Here is a 19,263-nt window from a genome sequence, read left to right on the forward strand (position 1 = left end):
CCCCGTCAACAAGATCCATTCCGTCACTCCGCTTCAGCACCGCCAGCCGAACTCTTGCCCGAGTCGGATGCACGTCCCTCTTCCTTGTATATAGTGCTTCGGGCGACAAAAAGAGCCGGTTTTACAAAAGCAGGCCTGATGCGTGGATTGATGTTAGCCGCAATGCAGACGGAGGCGCATGTCCAGGCTCCAAGCCAGCCGTGCGGCGGCTGAAGATGATCTCAGGCAAGCCGATCTCCAGGCCGCATGTCGCGGAACAGAAGGAGCAAGTCTATATCAGACGATAGCCACGCGGCCTTCGGGCAAGATTTCAGATTACATTTTTGTGGGAGATTTTTTCGGGAGGAAGATCAGTGTTTTAAGCTGGTCGGAGTGGAGTGATTCGAACACTCGACCCCCACGTCCCGAACGTGGTGCGCTACCAGACTGCGCTACACTCCGTGACCAGCGGCGCTTCTATAGACCAGCCATTTTTGATGCACAAGCACCAATCTCAAAAAACCTTTTGATTTTTGACGAAAAAATTACAGCTGCGTCTGCCTAGAAAATCGGCAGGAAACGAGGCACGGAATTGCCGGCGTGCAAAAGACGCAACAGATCAAGTAAAATCCCGCTTGTACACGCGGATGGGAATTTTCTTTTGCCGGCTTTGGCGCTAAAGCCCTAAGCGGGACAGGTGGAAAATGCCGTGGGACAGCGGCCTTTCCGCAACCTTATGCGTGACAGAAGCTCAAGGACGACACGATGAATATCCGCATGATCACCGCGGCTGGACTGTTGCTGGCGCTCGCCGGTTGCAGCACCACGACGACGACAACGACGGCAGCCCTTCCGCTGCTTGCGAAGAACCCCGTTCAGGATCGCTGGCAGGGCCAATCCGCAGGCCGCTTCTTCGCGGCCTATGGCCCGCCGATCTCCGACCGCGACGAAGGCGGCAACCGCGTCTACACCTGGCGCGGCGGCTACAAGAACGTGACTATCGTCAACAAGGATGGCAAGAAGGCCGGCAAGCGCTCCCTCAGCTGCAAGGCCGATATCGTCACCAACCAGAGCTACGAGATCCGCTCGGTCAAGATTCTCGGCGACCAGCCGGGTGTCAACGGCTCGTCCTATTGCACCGAGCTTCTGGCTCCGCCGGAAAAGGCAGAAGCAGCGGAAAGCTGAGGCTGCCGCATAACTCCTTGAACCGGAATCGATTTAAGGGACAATTATGCAGCATTTCAAAGTATTACAGCGATCTCGGCGCGTCTTGAAACGCGCGGTGCTGTAAAGCTTCATCACGAGACGATGCCAGCGGGCGGCCCTGAGAGGGCCGCCCGTCTGCGTTTTGAGGCTTTATCCGTGTGCTGCGGCAAGCTCGGCGCAGCTTTTGCGCGGTGGTGCATCTGCCACCGGCGTGAAGGCCCTATCGATGGCATAGAGTTTCGCAAAGGGCGTTTCGGCGGCGAGCTTCACGCCTTGCGGCACGGCACCGCCGAAGCGATCCCTAACATCCGCATTGACGAGCAGAATGAAATCGAAATGCTGCCGCCAATCGCCGAGATAGGGCGCGATGGCGCTGACGGCCCTGACTTCATCGGGGCAATCCAGCAGGCCTATGGAGAATAGATTGCCTTCCGGTACGGCGATGCCGCTCCAGGGCGGCAAGACCGTCAACGGCTGCTTGCCTTTAGCAGTGAAGACCGTCGGCACGAAGGCATGGGCGTAGGGGACGGCAAGCGTCGGCAGATGCCGGAACGTATCCTGATTCCAGGCGAAGTAGCGATGATCCGCAAAACCGTGCCCATCCGGCTGCCGCATGACCGGCAGGACCGCCGCGCCTTCCGGCACCGACGCCAGCACAGCCCGAACGGCGGCCGCATCTGCATCCCCCTGCCACCAGTTGAAGCCGATCCAGGCGGTTCGGCCGAGCACGACCGTCGAGAGCACGAGCATGACGATCAAAGCCTGGCGGCGCGGCAGACGCGGCAAGGGGCAGATCATCACCATGGCCGCAAGCGCCGTCATGATCGGGAAGCGCCAGCTGATCCAGCCGGTGCCGAGCATGTGGCGCGGCGCGATGCAGGACAGAAGCAGCAGGCCGGCGGCGGCGATCGCCATGCCAACATGAATAGTCAGACGGCGCGTGCGCATCGCATAGGTGCAGAGGAGGATCAGCGGTATCAGGAGCAGCATGTCGGCCAGCAGCGCATAGCTCCACAGCGCGGACATCAGGTTGGCCAGGATCAGCACGAGTGAATCGTTCCAGGAGGCATCCAGGCCGCCGCCGCCATCCGGCAAGACGGGCTGGTAGAGAAACAGGCAGATCGCCGGCAGCGTGCAGGCGAGCATCGCGATCAGAAGCCTGCCCCCCAGGCGCAGGAATGTACCGGGTGATCTCAAGGCCGCCGCCGTCGGCGAGAATTCGAGACCGCAGACGAGCGCCATGTAGAAGCCCAGCGAAAAGATATGCATGACCGTCAGCAGCAGGCCGGCGAACAGGCGCCAAACGAACAGCACGGCCGGATTGCGCGATTGCAGGGCGTGGTCGGCGTTTGCGAAAAGCAGCGCCATGCCGAGTCCGATCTGGAAATTGATGAAGCCGCCGATCAGCGTCGCGCACCAGGCGAAATATAATATGCCGATCTGCCAATAATAGCCGCCGCCATGCAGGCGCCGGTGCAGGGCGATCGCGCCGAGCGGCGGCAGAACGATCGCCAGGAAAAGAAGGCTGCGCGCCAGCAGCGAAACGCCGATCAGCGGCCCCAGCCAATAGGCGGCGAGATCGATGCCGACATTGGTGAAGGTCCTGTTCCAATCGAGCGCATAGATCTGATGAAATGGCGGCGTGTCGATGCCGCCGGCGAGCAGCCACATGCGAGCATAATGATTGGGATAATCGAGGATCGGCGGGAATTTGAAAACGGTGACGAAAATCGCGACCAGAATCAGAAAGGCTGAAATCGCCAGACCCGGCCTCTGCCTGACGATGGCGGCATCCGTATCGGCTGTTTCGCGCATGGTCGCGGAAACAGCCGCATTTTCCGGTGGCTGCGGCATCAGCGGACCGCCCTCACCTGCTCCGCATTGTCAGCCATCTCGCCGGAGCCGCTCAAGGCACGGTCAAGCGCGCGCCGCTTGCCCGCTGCGTCCAGATCGGAGAAGTCGCTGGGGATTTCAAGCGAGCGGCCACCCTGCAGCAGGCTTTCGATCATGAACATTGGGCGCCGCTTGTTTTCCTGCACCAGGCGGCCGACATATTCGCCGATGATACCGATACAGATGAGCTGGATGGCGCTGAAGGCCGTGATTGCCGCCATGATGCTCGACCAGCCGACGATCGTCTCGCCGGCGAACCAGCGGATAAGCGTATAGACGAGCAGCAGGGCCGCGCAGCCGGCGCTGGCAAGGCCGAGCCAGGTGCTGATGCGCAGGGGTACGGTGGAGAAGCTGGTGATGGCGTCGAGCGCGAAATTGATCATCTTGCGCAGCGGATATTTGGTCGTGCCGGCAAAGCGCGCATCGCGCTCATAGGGCAGTGCCACCTGCTTGCCGCCGATCCAGCTTACCATGCCGCGGATGAAGCGATCCCGCTCCGGCATCGCGAGCAGAATATCGACGACGCGGCGGCGCATCAGCCTGAAATCACCGACATCGCGCGGGATCGCCACCGAGGCGAGCCGCGACAGCAGCCGATAAAAGAGCGAAGCCGAAGCGAGCTTGAACCAGCTCTCCCCCTGCCGGCGCACACGCTGGCCATAGACGACATCCGCGTCGCGATCCATGATCGGCATCATCATCAGCAACAGTTCCGGCGGATCCTGCAGATCGGCATCGATCAACAGCACCCGCTCGCCGCGCGAGGCGGCAAGACCGGCGGTCGCCGCAAGCTGATGACCGTGATTGCGCATCAGGCGCACGCCCAGCACCTGCGGCGTCTCAGCCGCGGCCGAGGCAATCACCTCCCAGGTGCCGTCGGTCGATCCGTCATCCACCAGGATGATCTCAAAGGCCTCACCGGCAATCCCCCGCGCCGTCGCCACCGCCCGTCGGCAAAATTCCCCGAGCCCCTCCTCCTCATTGTGGCAGGGGGCAACGATGGAAAGCAGCAGTTCCTGGGAAGCGTGGTTCATGATCGCCTGTATCGAGATGATGGCGAACAAGATGGAGGAAAAAGGTCAAACAATATTTAAGTGTTGGAATAACAATCGCCGCGGCAGAGTTTTCTCAGACAATACTTGGAGGAAGCCAGTCACTTAACGGCACAATGCCCGCCAGGGGAGATCGGCGGGCGTTTACATACCTCAAACAGATAAACAGTCATCATCTTCCGTGATTTTTGTCCGGATTGGGTGGTCTCTTTGCTAGATCATCAATACCTTGATCGACCTGTTCGCATGACAATTTAACAGAAGAAATCACAAAATCAACTTGATCATTGGTTTGTTGAATAGAATCTTTTATGTATTTTCTCAACGCGTCCGACTGCTTAACGTTAATATTATCTAACTTTACTGTATCTATGAAATCTTTTCGCTTATTCGCTAAATTGGGATTTTCGGTTTTCATCTGATCAAGCGCAGAGCTAATATTATAGCAATACATCCCCTTATTTTTGTTTAAGATAGGGCCAACAATTAATGCATATAGCTTTGCCTTCTCGGCATCCATGTCTGCCTTAGGGGAGTTATTTTTCTCCATATAAGATAATACCTCGGACAACGCCCAATTCTTCAACTCTGTCGTAGATTTGTCATTTGATAATATTTCGCTAGCATATCGAAAGCGTTCGAAGTCATCTTTACCTGTCTCAAGGAAGTGAGAAAAAAATATCGTCAAGAACGGGATAAGTATGAGTGATATCAGTGGAATAACTCTGTTCACGCGTTGACCCTTGTTATCTTGGCTATTTTCCATGGCATCCTTCGTTCGATTTACGCGCGTCTGCAAGGGTATCGCCGCTCACATTTTCAAAGCAAATGGTTCATGCTTTAGACTGTAATTTTGCTTCATCGAATCACCTCCATCTGCGATTTTGGATGATGGCGCGAGCAAATGGCGGCTATCAAACGACTTTTATGCGACGGGCTTGACTCGCCCGGCAACGAGAACAAAATAGGAACTTATTCTATCCTCAGGAGTGCCCCTATACCAACGGCCCAGCGCATCGAAATAACATCCGGCCAAGAAGACTTCGTACAAGCCATTCTCGATGCTCACGGCGGGGATGCCCTGGCTGCGCTGCGCAGTGTGATCGCCGATGCCGCCTTCCTTCATGATCAGCTTGAGACAGCCTCCCTGCTCATAGGTAACGGCCTAGTGCGTGGCTGGAAACCGAAGTTCCAGCGGGAGGCATGAACATGATCTCGCCGGTGAAGATAGACGGGCTTATTGCTACAGTAGCTTCATCCGCGAATCAGGATAGACGGCGATGGCAGAAGAGATAGACCTTGCGACAGCGATAGCCATTGAAGTTGCTAAGCAAATCCCAGTTAGAGATACCTACGACGACCTAGCAAAGCCCGCCGCCCGGCAAATTGGAATGCTTGCGGAAGATATCGCGAAAACCATTCGGCTTGTCTTTGCGCCGTTTCAGATCGCGGCGGCGCTACAAGATAAGCTCCGCCCTTTCCTCGACAAGTCTGTTGGTCGCGTTGCGGAAGATAACCGGCTTCCTCCTCCCCCGCAGATCTTAGGGCCGATCCTTGAAGGCATACGGTATGAACCAGAGGACAGCCCGATATCTGAAATGTTCTCGCAGCTTTTAAGCACGAGCATGGATCAGACGCGCGCTCATGATGCGCACCCCGCCTTTTCGCAGATCATAAAGCAGCTATCGCCGGACGAAGCGGCCTTGCTCAATGCCATGTGGGCGCTTCAGAAGAGGGAGGGGCGTTCTTTCCGCCAGCAATTCACTCAAGACTACGACCGGAAATCGAACCGCTTTGGTCCCGTCGCGATGGAGATTGATGAGATACCGCGCGACGGTCTCGTCTTCCCGGAGAATATCGAGTTTTACGGGCAACACTTGTATGCACTGGGTGTCACCGCATTCTATGACGCCACAAATCAAGAGCCGATCTTTGACAAAGATGAGCACGGCAACAGCATTCAGACGGGCATTCGTATGTTTAAGGAACTGCGGTTCACTGATGTGGGGCGGAAATTCATGATGGCTGTAAGCCCGTAGCAAGTCCGATGCGAGTGCGGCAACAAGGAAAGCAACCGCGTGCTGATGGGACGCCCAGCCGCTGATCCGGAATTATGCACCGAAAAAGTGTTCCGTTTTCGAATTCTCTGATGTGCTAACCGCTTGATTTCATTGCGCAATATGTCCTTCCCGAGAGAAGGGTGACAGTTCATACCGGAGACATGGGTTACACTTTTGGCCTTTGCGAGGAGAGCGAAGGTGCCTTGGCAGGAGTGTAACCGCATGGACGAGCGTCTCAAATTCGTTGCGCGGGTTCTGGATGGCGAGAAGATCGCGGCGCTATGCCGCGAGTTCGGCATCTCCCGCAAGACCGGCCACAAGATCATCAGCCGCTATAATGCCTGCGGGCTGGAAGGACTGACGGATCGCTCGCGGCGTCCCTACCGGCACGCCAATCAGCTTCCTTTCCAAATCGAGAAGCTGATTGTGCGTGCCAAGCAGGAGAAGCCGAACTGGGGCGCACCGAAGATCAGGGAACGACTGGCGCGGCTTTATCCGGACGTGCAAACGCCGGCGATCTCGACCGTGCATGCGGTGCTCGACCGCAACGGGCTGGTCCAGCACCGCAAGCGACGGCGCAACAGGGCGGAAGGCACGCCGCTCTCCCAACCCCGCCAGGCCAACGACCTGTGGTGCGCCGATTACAAGGGCGAGTTCATGCTCGCCGACAAGCGCTACTGCTATCCCTTGACGATCACCGACTTCGCTAGCCGCTATCTCCTGGCTTGCGAAGCGCTGCACACGACGAAGGAAGTTTACGCCTTCACCGTGTTCGAGAGCGTCTTCAAGGAGTTCGGCCTGCCCGGAGCGATCAGAACCGACAATGGCGTCCCCTTCGCCAGTCCCAACGGCTTGTTCAATCTGTCGCGACTGGCGGTCTGGTGGCTCCGGCTCGGTATCGACATCGAACGCATCAAGCCAGGCAATCCGCAGCAGAACGGCCGCCACGAACGCATGCATCTCACACTCAAGCTGGAAACCACCAAGCCGGCCGGCGCCAATTTCCTGCAGCAGCAGGCCCGCTTTGACGACTTCGTCGAAGAATTTAACACCGAGCGGCCACACCAGGCCCTCAATATGGCTTGCCCGGCAGAGCGCTACCACGCTTCATCACGACCTTATCACGGCCTGCCGGAGCTCGACTATCCGTTCCACGACCAGACCGTGACCGTCACAACATGCGGCCGCATCTGTTACAAACGAAAGAAGATCAATTTCAGTCTGGTTTTTGCCGGACAGGCCGTTGGAATCAAACAGGTCGAAGACCATATCTGGCTCGCAAGCTTCATGGATTACGATCTGGGATATTTCGATGACGAGACATGCAGGCTCGAACCACTGCCGAACCCCTTCGGCCCAAAGGTGTTACCTATGTCTCAGGAATAAACCGTAACCTATGTGTCCAGAACGGACCCATAATTGCTTGGCTGGGGCGCCAGGATTCGAACCTGGGAATGCCGGTACCAAAAACCGGTGCCTTACCGCTTGGCGACGCCCCAACAGAGGAAATGGCTGTCATACCAGCCAAATCGGCGTCTGATTAGCAAAGGTCGCATCGCGCTACAATGACTAAGTGATGCGCGGACGCATATTTCTGTGTGCTTTTCGGGCGGCTATGGTAGGTCTTGCTGCACTGCATTGTGCATGAGGAGATCCGATGAGCCAGTTTCGCGCCCGTCCACCGGCCGTGCCCACCGTGCTTCTCGATGATGCCGTCTGCCGCATCACGCGTTGGGATTTCGAGCCCGGCGCCGATACCGGCCATCATGTTCATGGTCTCGGTTATGTCGTGGTGCCGATGACGGATTGCCAGTTTCTGCTGGAGGAGCCCGGCGGCATCAGGCGTGTCGATATCGCCAAGGGCGCCGCCTATCGACGCGAGGCCGGCGTCGAACACAATGTCGTCAATGCCGGCTCCGAGCCGATGTCATTCATCGAAATCGAATACAAGCAATCATGAGCACGCCTGACTTCGACCTTGCATTCGAACCCGCCTATGGCCGCGCCGTACCAGTCGCGCCCGGCATCGAGCGGATGACGGTCAACAATCCCAGCGCCTTCACGTTTCACGGCACCAACAGCTATATCGTCGGCAGCTCATCGGTCGCGGTCATCGATCCCGGTCCGGAGAATGACGAACATTTCGCTGCCCTGATGGCGGCGCTCAAAGGGCGCGAGGTCACGCATATCTTCGTCAGCCATACCCACCGCGATCACTCGCCGCTGGCGAAAAGGCTGAAGGAGGCGACGGGAGCGCTGACTGTCGGCGAAGGGCCGCATCGGGCCGCGCGGCCGCTCCATCAGGGCGAGGTCAATCCTTTTGCCGAAAGCTCCGACATGGAGTTTCAGCCGGATATCGTGCTTGGTGATGGCGAAAGCGTCTCCGGAGACGGTTGGACGATGACGGCACTGCTAACGCCGGGGCATACGGCCAATCACGCCTGCTTCGCGCTCGAGGGCACGGGCATCGTCTTCTCGGCCGACCACGTCATGGCCTGGGCGACCTCGATCGTGGCGCCGCCTGACGGCTCCATGGCGGATTACATGGCTTCGCTGGAGCGGCTTCTTGCCCGGGAAGACCGGCTGTTTCTGCCCGGACACGGCGGGCCGGTGAAGGAGCCAGCCTCCTTCATGCGAGGATTGCGGACCCACCGGCGGATGCGCGAGCGCGCCGTGCTGGAACGCATCAAGGCCGGGGACCGGCTGATCCCCGACATGGTGAAGGCCATCTATCGCGATACGGACCCGCGCCTACATGGAGCTGCCGCCCTTTCGGTGCTGGCGCATCTGGAAGATCTGGTCGAGAAAGGCCAGGTGGAAACCGATGGACCGCCGGCGCTTTTCGGGGCCTATCGCCCGGCTTGAGCTGAGACGGGTGACTATCGGCGATTTCAGAAGTTTGATGGCAGGCACGGTCCCCTCTCCCGTCGGGGAGAGGGGTATCGCATATGAGCGGAGATTGCCGCTGTCCCCCTTCTCCCCAGCGGGAGAAGGTGCCGCCAGGCGGATGAGGGGGTGCCCGCCAAGACCATCAAAATCCATGAATTCAAATAGATAACCCCCTCATCCGACCCTTCGGTCCACCTTCTCCCCAAGGGGAGAAGGAGCTTACGGCGCCGACATGCCGCACATACGATTGCCCGCCCCAAGAAGGGCTGGCGAGGCTCAGCTTCCGGCGATGCCGAGCAACTCGGCATCCAGCGCCTTCAGATAGCCATCAGCCAGGTCGGCGCTGACGCCGAGATCGCTCTGGCCGTAGCGGGAGGCGACCCGGATATCGACCAGCGTGGTTTCCGCCTCCTCGCGGATGCGGATCAACATGTCGCATGGCAGGCCGAAGATGCGGGTGCGGGTTTCTCCCTGCAGGACGACGTCGGTATTCTGGCGGATGAGTTCCGCCACACCATCACGGAAGGGACGCGGCGTCGGCACCGGGACGATATCGGGCACGTCGCCCGCCGCACTGTCATTCTGCGCGGGATTGACGGTCTGCGGGCGGGTGCGGCGCTTCGGCTTCGCATTGCCGTTCGGGTCGGCCACGTCGGCGCCATCCGCCTTGACGATGGTAATGTGACGGTCACGAGCGACCTTGCGCACCGCTTCCAGCACGCGGTCGGAAGCCCCCTCGTAGCGCCGGCTGATCAAAGCAGGATAGGCATCGAACTGCGCCTCACGCTCCTGCTGCGTCACCAGATGGCGCGGCGGCAGCCACAGCTGCCTGGCGTCCGGCGCTGCCAGCCATTCCGGCGGCTCGTTGAGATCGGTCGAAATCTCGTAGATCGGCGGCCGGCTCCAATAGCGCTCGGCGCCGAAGCCGAAAATGGCAAGCGGCAAGGCGGCATAGACGAGCGCCTTGACGGCGGAGACGCCGCCGATGGCGGCGTTCTGCCAAAGCTGGGCAAGGCCGACCAGCGCCAGCAACACCGATAGCACGGCGCAGCCGGCCGAAATCAGCAGCAGCAGCACGAAATAAGGCGTTTCCAGAGGCCCGAAACGATAGCCGATCAGCGTCACCCCGCAGAGCACCAGGGCAAATGAAGCGATCAAACGCGCGGCGCGGGCGGCATGTGAAACGGGACGGTCGAAGCGGATGGTCATCAAGGGCTCGTCGGCGCGTCGGATCGGAAGGCGGATGCACCGAATCCCGGAAAGCGACTTATGTTTAGATCAAGAAACGGCGAAAATAAATCGAATGTCACGACATCAACGCCCCATGTTTCGTCAAGGCAGAAACCAGTAACGCCTAGACCAAAAACGTGAGCGCTTGCTTAAATTCCCAAAAAAGGCCATTCTTCAGCGTTTTATCGAGGCTGTGAAAGGACTTGGTGAGATGGAACCGATAGTTTCTCAAGACGCCGCCGCCAAACCGTTGCCGGCAGCGGCCATTGCCCGGGGCGACGCGGCCGATCCGATCCTGCCGCTGGAACTCCTGGAACTGGAGCTTTCGCTCGAAGGCTTTTCCGGCGGAGAGCCTGGCTTCTGCGAAGCCGTGCGAAACGCCGCTTCGGCGGCGCGCGGCGACTTCCTGTTCGACCTTCCGGCCGCGGGCTTGATCCCCGATTGCCGCAGGCTGGCGGTCATCCGCATTCCCGAAGGCGATGCGACGATGCGCACTCTCTTTGCCGCGCTCGACGAAGACGGCACGGAAATCCGGTTGCTGCAACCGGATAGTGAAACCGAGCACCTTTTGCAGTTTGCCGATGCCTTCGTCGATGTGCTGCGGCGATTGCCGGCAAAGCCGAAGGAAGCCGCATAGGCGATCCCGCCTACGGTCCGATGTGCCTTTCGCGCCATGCCGCGCGGCGCTATAGTTCGTGTCTGCACATCAGCATTCAGGACACAAAGTCATGCGTATAGCCGCTTCCCTCCTTTCCTTCCTCACCATCACCCTCGTGCTTTCCTCCTGCCAGACGGCCGAGGAAATCCGGGCGGCCGACGAGGCGAGGTGCAGCGGCTACGGCTTCAGGCGTGGGTCGGAGAATTTTGCCAACTGCCTGATGAACCAGGATCTTAGCCGGCGAGCAGATCAAAGAGCCTTCATGGAAAGCAATGATGATTTCTTCTGGGGGCCGACGATCGTGGTCGGTGGCCCGGTATATCACCGTGGCTACTGGCGCCGCTGACCTTAAGGAAATCAAGCTCGCCCTTTGATCGCCGCCTGCGCCGCCGCAAGCCGCGCGATCGGCACGCGGAACGGTGAGCAGGATACGTAGTCCAACCCAATATCCTCGCAGAAGTGGATGGACGCGGGATCGCCACCATGCTCACCGCAAATGCCGAGCTTCATGTCGTTGCGGGTACGGCGGCCACGCTCCGACGCGATGCGAATGAGCTCGCCGACCCCGTCGAAATCGAGCGATATGAAAGGATCATGCTCGATGATGCCCTTGCGCTGGTATGTCGGGATGAAGGCGGCGGCGTCATCGCGCGACATGCCGAATGTCGTCTGCGTCAGGTCGTTCGTGCCGAAGGAGAAGAACTCGGCCGCTTCGGCGATGATATGGGCACGCAAGGCTGCGCGCGGCAGCTCGATCATCGTGCCGACGAGATAGTCGATCTTCATCTTCGCTTCGGTCATGACGGCACGCGCCACCTCATCGATGCAGGCCTTGACGTAATCAAGCTCCGAGCGCAAGCCGACCAGCGGCACCATGATTTCCGGCACGACGGCAGCCCCCGTCTCGCGCGCGGCCAGAACCGCCGCCTCGAAAATTGCGCGTGCCTGCATTTCGACGATCTCCGGATAGGAAATCGCCAAGCGGCAGCCACGATGGCCGAGCATGGGATTAAACTCGTGCAGCGCATCGACCCGCTGGCGCAGCGCGGCTGACTCCATGCCCATGATCCCGGCCACTTCGACGATCTCCTCATCCGTTTTCGGCAGGAATTCGTGCAGCGGCGGATCGAGCAGGCGGATGGTCACCGGCAGGCCATGCATGATGGTGAAGAGGCCGGTGAAATCAAGGCGTTGCATCGGCATGAGCTTGGCAAGGGCGGCCCGGCGCCCCTTTTCGTCTTCGGCGAGGATCATCTCGCGCATGACATGGATGCGATCGCCCTCGAAGAACATGTGCTCAGTACGGCAAAGGCCGATGCCCTCGGCGCCGAAGGAACGGGCGGCGCGCGCATCGGCAGGTGTGTCGGCATTGGTGCGCACCGTCATACGCCGCGAGCGGTCCGCCCAGGCCATGATTCGCCCGAAATCGCCCGACAGTTCCGGCTGGATCATCGGCACTTCGCCCTTCAGGACCTGACCGGTGGATCCATCGATCGTGACGATATCGCCCTTCTTCAAGGTGACGCCGATGCCGATCAGCTTCTCATTGCGCATATCGATGCGCATGGTGCCGGCGCCGACGACGCAGGGAATGCCCATGCCGCGGGCAACCACCGCCGCATGGCTGGTCATGCCGCCGCGTGTGGTCAGGATCGCCTCGGCGGCATGCATGCCGTGAATGTCTTCCGGGCTCGTTTCGATGCGCACGAGGATGGCTTTGCGGCCCTCCTCTTCAGCGATAATTGCCTCTTCTGCGGTGAAGACGATCTCGCCGGTGGCAGCACCAGGCGATGCAGGGAGACCGGAGCCGATAACCTCGCGGTGGACGCGCGGGTCGATCGTCGGGTGCAGCAGCTGGTCCAGCGTCGTCGGCTCGATGCGGGAAACCGCTTCGTCTTCCGAGATCAGCCCTTCATCGACCATGTCGACGGCGATCTTCATCGCCGCCTTGGTAGTTCGCTTGGCATTTCGGGTCTGCAGCATCCAGAGCTTGCCGCGCTCGATGGTGAATTCCAGATCCTGGACCTCGCGGTAGTGCGATTCCAGCTGCGCGCAGATGCTCCGAAACTCGGCAAAGGCCTCAGGCATCAGCTTTTCCATCGACGGCTTGTCATAGCCCGACGCGATGCGGGCGACTTCCGTGATGCTCTGGGGCGTGCGGATGCCGGCAACGACATCCTCTCCTTGCGCATTGACAAGGAATTCGCCATAAAGCTCCTTCTCGCCGGTCGACGGATTGCGGGTGAAGGCGACGCCGGTAGCGGAAGAATTGCCGAGATTGCCGAACACCATCGCCTGAATGTTGACGGCGGTTCCCCAACCCTCGGGAATATTGTGCAATTGCCGGTAGGTGACGGCGCGGGCGTTCATCCAGCTGGCAAAGACCGCGCCGACGGCACCCCAGAGCTGCACTTCCGGCTCCTGCGGGAAGGCTTCGCCCAATTCTTCCTCGATGACTGTCTTGTAGATCGAGACGACATGCTGCCATTCGACGGCGGTAAGGTCAGTATCGAACTCGTGGCCGAACCGCGCCTTCTCATCCTCCAGAATCTCTTCGAAGACCTCGTTGTCCAGGCCCATGACAACATCGGCATACATCTGGATGAAGCGGCGATAGCTGTCCCAGGCGAAGCGGGCGTCACCGGCATCATGGCCGAGCGCCTGCACCGTGGCATCGTTGAGGCCGAGATTGAGGACGGTGTCCATCATGCCCGGCATGGATGCACGGCCGCCCGAACGCACGGAAACCAGCAACGGCCGCACGGTATCGCCGAACTTGCGCCCGGTAATGGCCTCCATCCGCTGCAAGCCCTGCATGACCTGCGGCTTCAGCTCTTCGGGGATGTTACGGCCATTCTTGTAGTAGAAAGCGCAGACGTCGCTGACGATCGTCAGCCCCGGCGGAACTGGCAGGCCGAGATTGCACATTTCAGCAAGGTTAGCGCCCTTGCCGCCGAGCCGTTCAAAATCACCGGCGCCCCCCTCGGCCTTGCCGCCGCCGAATGTATAGACCCACTTCGTCATCGTCTCCGTCCAACTCCTCCGGTTGAACTTAATTCATTGAGCCACAAATGAAAATCGACAAATGCGGCAAAATGTTGCGCTGCACAATAAATATGATCCGGAACCTCCCGATTTCAATCGATTGATCGAAAACCGGGAGCCTCCGGATCACTTCAGCGCTCCTAACGGCTAAGCCTGCGGCTCACGCTGTGCCAGAATCTTGTCGATCCGCATGCCGTCGAGATCGACGATCTCGAAATGCCAGCCGCCGAAGGTAAAGCTTTCGCCCACTTCGGGCAGATGGCCGAGCTGGTAGAGGGCGAAGCCCGCAAGCGTATGGAAATTGACGTCCTCTTCGCCGAAGCGCAGCCCCAGCCGCGCAAAGGCGTCGTAGACCGGCATCATGCCTTCCATCAGCAACGATCCATCGGCTCGCTCGATGACGTCGGGCGTGTCATTGTCCATATCAGGCAGATCGCCGGCGATCGCCTCCAGCAGATCCGTCTGCGTGACGATGCCTTCCAGACTGCCATACTCGTCGATGACCATGGCGAGGCGGACGGGGGCGCGCTTGAAGTTTTCAAGCACCTTGAAGACGGCTGTGGACTCGTGAACGACCAGCGGCTGGCGGATGACGGCCATCGGGTTCAGCGGTTCGCCGTTCAGAAGCTGGTCAAGCAGATCCTTCTTCAGGATCATGCCGATCGGCTCATCGATCGATCCGCGTCCGACGAGAAGCTGCTCGAACCGGCTTTCGCGAATGGTTTTCTGCATTTCCTCCGGCGGGTCGTCGGCATCGATCCATTCGACCTCCAGCCGCGGCGTCATGATATCGGAGACATCGCGGTCGCCGATATTGAAGACGCGCTCGACCAGATCCTGCTGCGCTTGTTCCAGCAGGCCGGCCTCCTGGCTTTCGGCGATCAGGAGCTTGATCTCGGCCGGCGAATGCAGCGAGCCCTCGCCCGCCCCCGGGCGCAGCCCGAAGAGGCGAAGGACGAGATTGCCGAGGCCGTTAAGCACGGTGATGGCCGGGCGCAACAGGAAGAGGAACAGGCCGAGCGGCCGCACGACACCGAGCGCAGTGCCCTCGCTGCGCTGCAAGGCCAGGCTCTTCGGCGCAAGCTCGCCAAGGACGATATGAAGCGCGGTGATGATGATGAAGGAAATGGCGACGGCGATCGCATGCGATCCAGCTGCGGCCCATGTTCCGGGAAGAAAATCGAGCAGAGGCTCCAGCAGATGAGCAAGAGCGGGTTCGCCGACCCAACCAAGGGCGAGCGACGAAATGGTGATGCCGAGCTGTGTCGCCGCCAGATTGGCATCGAGATTATCGACTGCCTTCTGCAGCGCCTTGGCGTTCATGCGCCCTTCGGCAACGAGTTCCGTCACACGGCTGCGGCGGACGGAAACCAGAGAGAACTCGGCGGCAACGAAAAAGCCGTTGGCGGCGACGAGCAGCAATACGGCAAGTATTCCGAGGATGTCGAAAATACCGCCAGTCGAACCAGACATACTTCCCTTCCGGGCGGATCAGCGCCCATGTTGTTGATCGAAAAACGAAACTAGCACGCTTTCATGACGCACGGCAGCCGACGCAGCAATTTCTTGTCGAAACGGGAACAGTTTTCTCAATCCTGACGGGGGACAGTGCTCAAGCGATTTCGCGCAGCCGTTCGGCGGTCTGCAGATCGACGGACACGAGCTGGGAGACGCCCTGCTCCGCCATGGTCACGCCGAAGAGCCGGTTCATGCGGGCCATGGTGATCGGATTATGGGTGATGACCACGAAGCGAGTCTCTGTGGAGGCCGCCATCTCGTCCATGAGGTTGCAGTAGCGCTCGACATTGTGGTCATCGAGCGGCGCGTCCACTTCGTCCAGAACGCAGATCGGCGCGGGATTGGTGAGGAACACGGCGAAGATCAGCGCCATGGCCGTCAGTGCCTGCTCGCCGCCGGAAAGCAGGGTCATGGTCTGCGGCTTCTTGCCCGGCGGGCGGGCGAGAATTTCGAGGCCCGCCTCCAGCGGATCGTCCGACTCGATGAGCTGCAGCTCGGCGGTGCCGCCGCCGAAAAGATGGGTGAACAGGCGCTGAAACTGCGCATTGACGATATCGAAGGCGACGATCAGACGTTCTCGGCCCTCGCGGTTGAGGCTCTGGATCGCGCCGCGCAGCTTCCGGATGGCGTCGATGACATCATCGCGCTCCTTGATCAGTGCCTGCAGCCGCTCCGTCAGCTCTTTGCTCTCCTCCTCGGCGCGCAGATTGACGGCACCAAGGCGCTCGCGTTCGATCTTGAGCCGTTCCAGCTCGCGTTCGACCTCGCGGAGGTCGGGTATGGTCTGCACTGCCGAAACGCCGGTCAGGCGCATGGCCTCGTGCGGCTCGACATTGAGCGCCTGACGAATGCGCAGTTCGCTCTCCTGCCGGCGTTCACGAGCAGACACCAGCCGCTCCTCGACGCGGCCGCGCTTTTCCCGGCTTTCTGCCAGTTGCGAGAGGGCCGTCGTCGCATGGCGATCGGCCTCGCGCTGAACGACCTCCGCTTCGGCGAGACGGTCGGCGGCCTGTCGGCGTGCCTCCTCGGCCTTCTGCAGCTCATTCATCAAGGCGCGGCGCTTGTCGTCGAATTCATCGGGGGCGAGATCAAGTTCGGCCGCCTCTTCGCGCGCTTCCTCTTCACGGTCGCGCAGCGTCTGAATGTGTTCCTCGGCACTGGCAGCGCGCTGGCGCCAGGTATCGCGCTCCTGGCGGATCGCGAGGATACGACGTTGCCGCGCCTCGTTTTCCCGGTTCAGGCCTTCATGGCGAGCACGCGCTTCCGCAAGGGCGCCGCGATCCGTCGCGACCTCCGCCTGCTGGTTGCGCAGCTTCAGATCGATAGCGTCGAGATCCGGTGCGTCTTCCAGTTCGATGCGAGCATTTTCATCCTGCATGGCCACGTCTTCCAGCTGCTCCCGCAACCGGCTGACCGCCTCGGCGATGACGTCGCGGCGGCGAATGAGATCGCCGGAGGCTCGCTCGGCGGCAGCGAGCGCTTCACGCGCTTCGGCCAGATGCCGGGCCGCAAGCCGGCTGGCGTCCCGGGCGGTCGCCAGCTGTCCCTCTTCGGCCTGGATTGCCTCGGCTGCGGCCGACAGACGCTTTTCGGCCTCGGCAAGCACATCACGCGCAAGCTCGGATTCCGCTTCCAGCTCGGAGAGACGGTTCTTCTGCGCCAGCCGCAACGCAGCGGCACTCGGTGCATCGGCGCCGGTCACATGGCCATCCCAGCGGAAAACCGCACCGTCCTTGGTGACCAGCCGCTGTCCCGGCTTCAGGTCCGGCATGAGCCGCAAGGCATCTTCGGCCGAAACGATGCCGATCTGGCGCAGGCGCCGCGTCAGTGCCGCCGGCGCGCCGACATGGGTGATCAGGGGCGCGACGCCTTCCGGCAGAGCCGGATCGGTGGCGCCGCTGCCATTATCGGACCAATAGACTGGGGCCTCGGAATCGAGCGAGGATTCCAGGTCATCCCCGAGCGCTGCGCCCAGTGCCGTCTCAAAACCGCGGTCGACGCGCAGCTCTTCGGCAACCGGCGAAAAGGCGCCGGACGTATCACCCGCCGCCAGCATCTTGGAAATGGTCCGCGCCTCGGTTTCGAGCGCATTCAGACGCGCCCGCGCCTGCTCGACAGGGCCACGCGACAGCGCCTCGGTTTCACGCGCCTTGGCAAGAACAGCTTCAACGCGCTGGATCTCGCTTTCCGCATCCGCAACGACGTTTTCTGCCGCCTCGACCATATCGCGTTTTTCGCTGGGGTCGGGGAGATCAGCCATCTTTTCGTCAATGGCGGCAAGCTCGCCGTTCGCTTCGTCAGCCTGGCGCTCAAGCCGCATCTTGCGATCGGCCAGATCGCGGATGGCGCGCTCCAGCTGGTTACGGGCGGCCGCGGCTTCGGCGCGTTCCGCGGTCAGAGCGGTAAAGATGCGCTCGCTGTCGGCGAGCTTGGCGGCCGCCTCTTCGAAAGCGACGCGCGTTTCCTCGGCAAGCCTGCCGGAATCAGCGAGAATATCGGCGAGATCGGCCTCTTCGGCATCGAGCTTTGCCAGGATCGCGGCATTATCAGAGACAAGCCGCTGCTCGCGGCTGATATCCTCAGCCAATTGTGCCAGGCGACGGATCAATTCGTCGCGCCGCCGCAGGATGCGGTTGACATCCTCTTCCAGCTGCGAGCGGGCGATCTGCAGGCGCTGAAGAGCAGCGGCGGCCTTCGCCTCATCGTCGCGCAGTTCCGGCAGCTTGAAGCTGGCGATGCCCTGCGCCTTTGCCGCCTCCATCTGGATCTGCGCCTTTTCGGCGACGAGCGCGGTTGCCTGGTTGAGCGCGCTTTCGGCCTCGGCTTCGGCTTCCTTGGCCTGCACCCAGCGGATATGCAGCAGCATGGCTTCGCGGGCGCGAATATCGGCCGAGAGCATCTTGAAGCGGTTGGCCTGCCGCGCCTGACGCTTCAGGCTTTCGATCTGGCTTTCGAGCTGCGACGTCACATCGTCAAGCCGCTCGAGGTTGCTTTCGGCAGCGCGCAGGCGCAGCTCGGCTTCATGCCGGCGCGAATGCAGGCCGGAAATGCCCGCCGCCTCTTCGAGCAGCTGGCGTCTCGCCTGGGGCTTTGCCTGAATCAGCTCGCCGATACGGCCCTGCCCAACCATGGACGGCGAGCGGGCGCCGGTGGAGGCATCGGCAAACAGCAGCTGCACATCCTTGGCGCGCGCTTCCTTGCCGTTGATGCGATAGACGGAGCCCTGCTCACGCTCGATGCGGCGCGTCACCTGGATTTCGTCGCTATCGTTGAAGCCGGCGGGGGCGGTGCGATCGCTATTGTCGAGGTAGAGACCCACTTCGGCGGTGTTGCGGGCCGGGCGGTTGCCGGAGCCGGAGAAGATCACGTCATCCATGCCGGAAGCGCGCATGTTCTTGTAGGAATTCTCGCCCATCACCCAGCGCAGCGCTTCGACAAGATTGGACTTGCCGCAGCCGTTGGGGCCGACGACGCCGGTCAGGCCGCGCTCGATGACGAATTCTGCCGGTTCGACGAAGGATTTGAAGCCGACAAGTCTCAGTCTGTTGAATTTCATGGACTGATCTCCACCCTCCTCACGAAGAGGAGGGTCGGACCTAAGGTCCGGAGTGGAGTGATCATGCGTTCACCCCAGAAATCACCCCCACCCGCGCGTTCCGCGCGACCTCCCTCCTCAAGGGGGAGGTAATAGAAAGCAGGCGCGCGACCTCGGCCGCCCGCCTGTGATCGAAAA

General features: G+C 60.6%; 15 protein-coding genes and 2 tRNA genes. 8 read left to right on the forward strand and 9 right to left on the reverse strand.

The window, feature by feature from the left end; all coding sequences use genetic code 11:
* Positions 1-364 precede the first annotated feature (364 nt).
* Positions 365-441 (reverse strand) — tRNA-Pro (locus PH552_RS22560).
* 303 nt (positions 442-744) lie between these two features.
* Here PH552_RS22560 and PH552_RS22565 point away from each other — a divergent pair.
* Positions 745-1,164, forward strand: coding sequence for a hypothetical protein (locus tag PH552_RS22565; protein WP_112340253.1), 420 nt, complete (start codon positions 745-747; stop codon positions 1,162-1,164).
* A gap of 171 nt (positions 1,165-1,335) precedes the next feature.
* Here the strand turns inward: PH552_RS22565 and PH552_RS22570 are convergent, their stop codons facing one another.
* The 3 genes from PH552_RS22570 to PH552_RS22580 all read right to left on the reverse strand — a co-directional run bounded on the left by PH552_RS22570 (position 1,336) and on the right by PH552_RS22580 (position 4,896).
* Positions 1,336-3,039: a hypothetical protein gene (locus PH552_RS22570; protein ID WP_432421977.1), complete on the reverse strand. Its 1,704-nt coding sequence runs from the start codon at positions 3,037-3,039 to the stop codon at positions 1,336-1,338.
* A complete protein-coding gene (locus PH552_RS22575; protein WP_112340252.1) occupies positions 3,039-4,112 on the reverse strand; it encodes a glycosyltransferase in 1,074 nt (357 codons plus the stop codon). Before PH552_RS22575 ends, PH552_RS22570 begins: the two co-directional genes overlap by 1 nt.
* 190 nt (positions 4,113-4,302) lie before the next feature.
* Positions 4,303-4,896 (reverse strand): hypothetical protein, encoded by a 594-nt coding sequence (locus tag PH552_RS22580; protein ID WP_112340251.1) that lies wholly within the window; start codon positions 4,894-4,896, stop codon positions 4,303-4,305.
* A 138-nt stretch (positions 4,897-5,034) separates the two neighbouring features.
* On the opposite strand from PH552_RS22580, the gene PH552_RS22585 reads away from it, so the two are divergent.
* The 3 genes from PH552_RS22585 (at position 5,035) to PH552_RS22595 (ending at position 7,576) form a co-directional block, all read left to right on the forward strand.
* Positions 5,035-5,337 (forward strand): hypothetical protein, encoded by a 303-nt coding sequence (locus PH552_RS22585; RefSeq protein WP_113250057.1) that lies wholly within the window; start codon positions 5,035-5,037, stop codon positions 5,335-5,337.
* Between the two features lie 73 nt (positions 5,338-5,410).
* The gene (locus PH552_RS22590; RefSeq protein ID WP_112340249.1) at positions 5,411-6,169 is read left to right on the forward strand and encodes a DUF4393 domain-containing protein; all 759 of its coding nucleotides are present in this window, start codon (positions 5,411-5,413) and stop codon (positions 6,167-6,169) included.
* A 219-nt stretch (positions 6,170-6,388) separates the two neighbouring features.
* Entirely contained in the window at positions 6,389-7,576 is a 1,188-nt protein-coding gene (locus tag PH552_RS22595; protein ID WP_483315501.1) for an integrase core domain-containing protein, read from the forward strand.
* Positions 7,577-7,614: 38 nt separating this feature from the next.
* Here the strand turns inward: PH552_RS22595 and PH552_RS22600 are convergent.
* A tRNA-Gln gene (locus tag PH552_RS22600) sits at positions 7,615-7,689 on the reverse strand.
* A 158-nt stretch (positions 7,690-7,847) separates the two neighbouring features.
* On the opposite strand from PH552_RS22600, the gene PH552_RS22605 reads away from it, so the two are divergent.
* Both PH552_RS22605 and PH552_RS22610 read left to right on the forward strand, forming a co-directional pair.
* On the forward strand, positions 7,848-8,150 hold the full coding sequence (locus PH552_RS22605; protein ID WP_112341239.1) for a cupin domain-containing protein: 303 nt from the start codon (positions 7,848-7,850) through the stop codon (positions 8,148-8,150).
* Positions 8,147-9,055 (forward strand): MBL fold metallo-hydrolase, encoded by a 909-nt coding sequence (locus PH552_RS22610; protein ID WP_112341238.1) that lies wholly within the window; start codon positions 8,147-8,149, stop codon positions 9,053-9,055. Before PH552_RS22605 ends, PH552_RS22610 begins: the two co-directional genes overlap by 4 nt.
* Positions 9,056-9,355: 300 nt before the next feature.
* Here PH552_RS22610 and PH552_RS22615 read toward each other — a convergent pair whose 3' ends face one another.
* A complete protein-coding gene (locus PH552_RS22615; RefSeq protein ID WP_113250059.1) occupies positions 9,356-10,288 on the reverse strand; it encodes a DUF1499 domain-containing protein in 933 nt (310 codons plus the stop codon).
* A 241-nt stretch (positions 10,289-10,529) separates the two neighbouring features.
* On the opposite strand from PH552_RS22615, the gene PH552_RS22620 reads away from it, so the two are divergent.
* Both PH552_RS22620 and PH552_RS22625 read left to right on the forward strand, forming a co-directional pair.
* On the forward strand, positions 10,530-10,946 hold the full coding sequence (locus PH552_RS22620; protein WP_183763329.1) for a hypothetical protein: 417 nt from the start codon (positions 10,530-10,532) through the stop codon (positions 10,944-10,946).
* A gap of 91 nt (positions 10,947-11,037) precedes the next feature.
* Complete coding sequence (locus PH552_RS22625; RefSeq protein ID WP_112341236.1) at positions 11,038-11,313, forward strand: hypothetical protein; 276 nt, start codon at positions 11,038-11,040, stop codon at positions 11,311-11,313.
* Between the two features lie 11 nt (positions 11,314-11,324).
* Here PH552_RS22625 and ppdK read toward each other — a convergent pair whose 3' ends face one another.
* From ppdK to PH552_RS22640, 3 genes are all read right to left on the reverse strand, one after another.
* Positions 11,325-13,991, reverse strand: coding sequence for a pyruvate, phosphate dikinase (ppdK, locus tag PH552_RS22630; protein ID WP_113250061.1), 2,667 nt, complete (start codon positions 13,989-13,991; stop codon positions 11,325-11,327).
* Positions 13,992-14,159: 168 nt separating this feature from the next.
* On the reverse strand, positions 14,160-15,485 hold the full coding sequence (locus PH552_RS22635; protein WP_113250062.1) for a hemolysin family protein: 1,326 nt from the start codon (positions 15,483-15,485) through the stop codon (positions 14,160-14,162).
* A gap of 139 nt (positions 15,486-15,624) precedes the next feature.
* Positions 15,625-19,086 carry a chromosome segregation SMC family protein gene (locus PH552_RS22640; protein WP_113250063.1) on the reverse strand — a complete coding sequence of 1,154 codons (3,462 nt, stop codon included), beginning with the start codon at positions 19,084-19,086 and terminating at the stop codon, positions 15,625-15,627.
* Between the last annotated feature and the right edge of the window lie 177 nt (positions 19,087-19,263).

Source organism: Rhizobium aureum (assembly GCF_030182495.1).
Lineage (GTDB): Bacteria > Pseudomonadota > Alphaproteobacteria > Rhizobiales > Rhizobiaceae > Rhizobium > Rhizobium tropici_C.

Bases quoted from the DNA above. Each gene is read 5' to 3' on its own strand.
- PH552_RS22565 (WP_112340253.1), top strand. From the start codon at position 745: ATGAATATCCGCATGATCACCGCGGCTGGACTGTTGCTGGCGCTCGCC.
- PH552_RS22570 (WP_432421977.1), bottom strand. From the start codon at position 3,039: ATGCCGCAGCCACCGGAAAATGCGGCTGTTTCCGCGACCATGCGCGAA.
- PH552_RS22575 (WP_112340252.1), bottom strand. From the start codon at position 4,112: ATGAACCACGCTTCCCAGGAACTGCTGCTTTCCATCGTTGCCCCCTGC.
- PH552_RS22580 (WP_112340251.1), bottom strand. From the start codon at position 4,896: ATGGAAAATAGCCAAGATAACAAGGGTCAACGCGTGAACAGAGTTATT.
- PH552_RS22585 (WP_113250057.1), top strand. From the start codon at position 5,035: ATGGCGGCTATCAAACGACTTTTATGCGACGGGCTTGACTCGCCCGGC.
- PH552_RS22590 (WP_112340249.1), top strand. From the start codon at position 5,411: ATGGCAGAAGAGATAGACCTTGCGACAGCGATAGCCATTGAAGTTGCT.
- PH552_RS22605 (WP_112341239.1), top strand. From the start codon at position 7,848: ATGAGCCAGTTTCGCGCCCGTCCACCGGCCGTGCCCACCGTGCTTCTC.
- PH552_RS22610 (WP_112341238.1), top strand. From the start codon at position 8,147: ATGAGCACGCCTGACTTCGACCTTGCATTCGAACCCGCCTATGGCCGC.
- PH552_RS22615 (WP_113250059.1), bottom strand. From the start codon at position 10,288: ATGACCATCCGCTTCGACCGTCCCGTTTCACATGCCGCCCGCGCCGCG.
- PH552_RS22625 (WP_112341236.1), top strand. From the start codon at position 11,038: ATGCGTATAGCCGCTTCCCTCCTTTCCTTCCTCACCATCACCCTCGTG.
- ppdK (WP_113250061.1), bottom strand. From the start codon at position 13,991: ATGACGAAGTGGGTCTATACATTCGGCGGCGGCAAGGCCGAGGGGGGC.
- PH552_RS22635 (WP_113250062.1), bottom strand. From the start codon at position 15,485: ATGTCTGGTTCGACTGGCGGTATTTTCGACATCCTCGGAATACTTGCC.
- PH552_RS22640 (WP_113250063.1), bottom strand. From the start codon at position 19,086: ATGAAATTCAACAGACTGAGACTTGTCGGCTTCAAATCCTTCGTCGAA.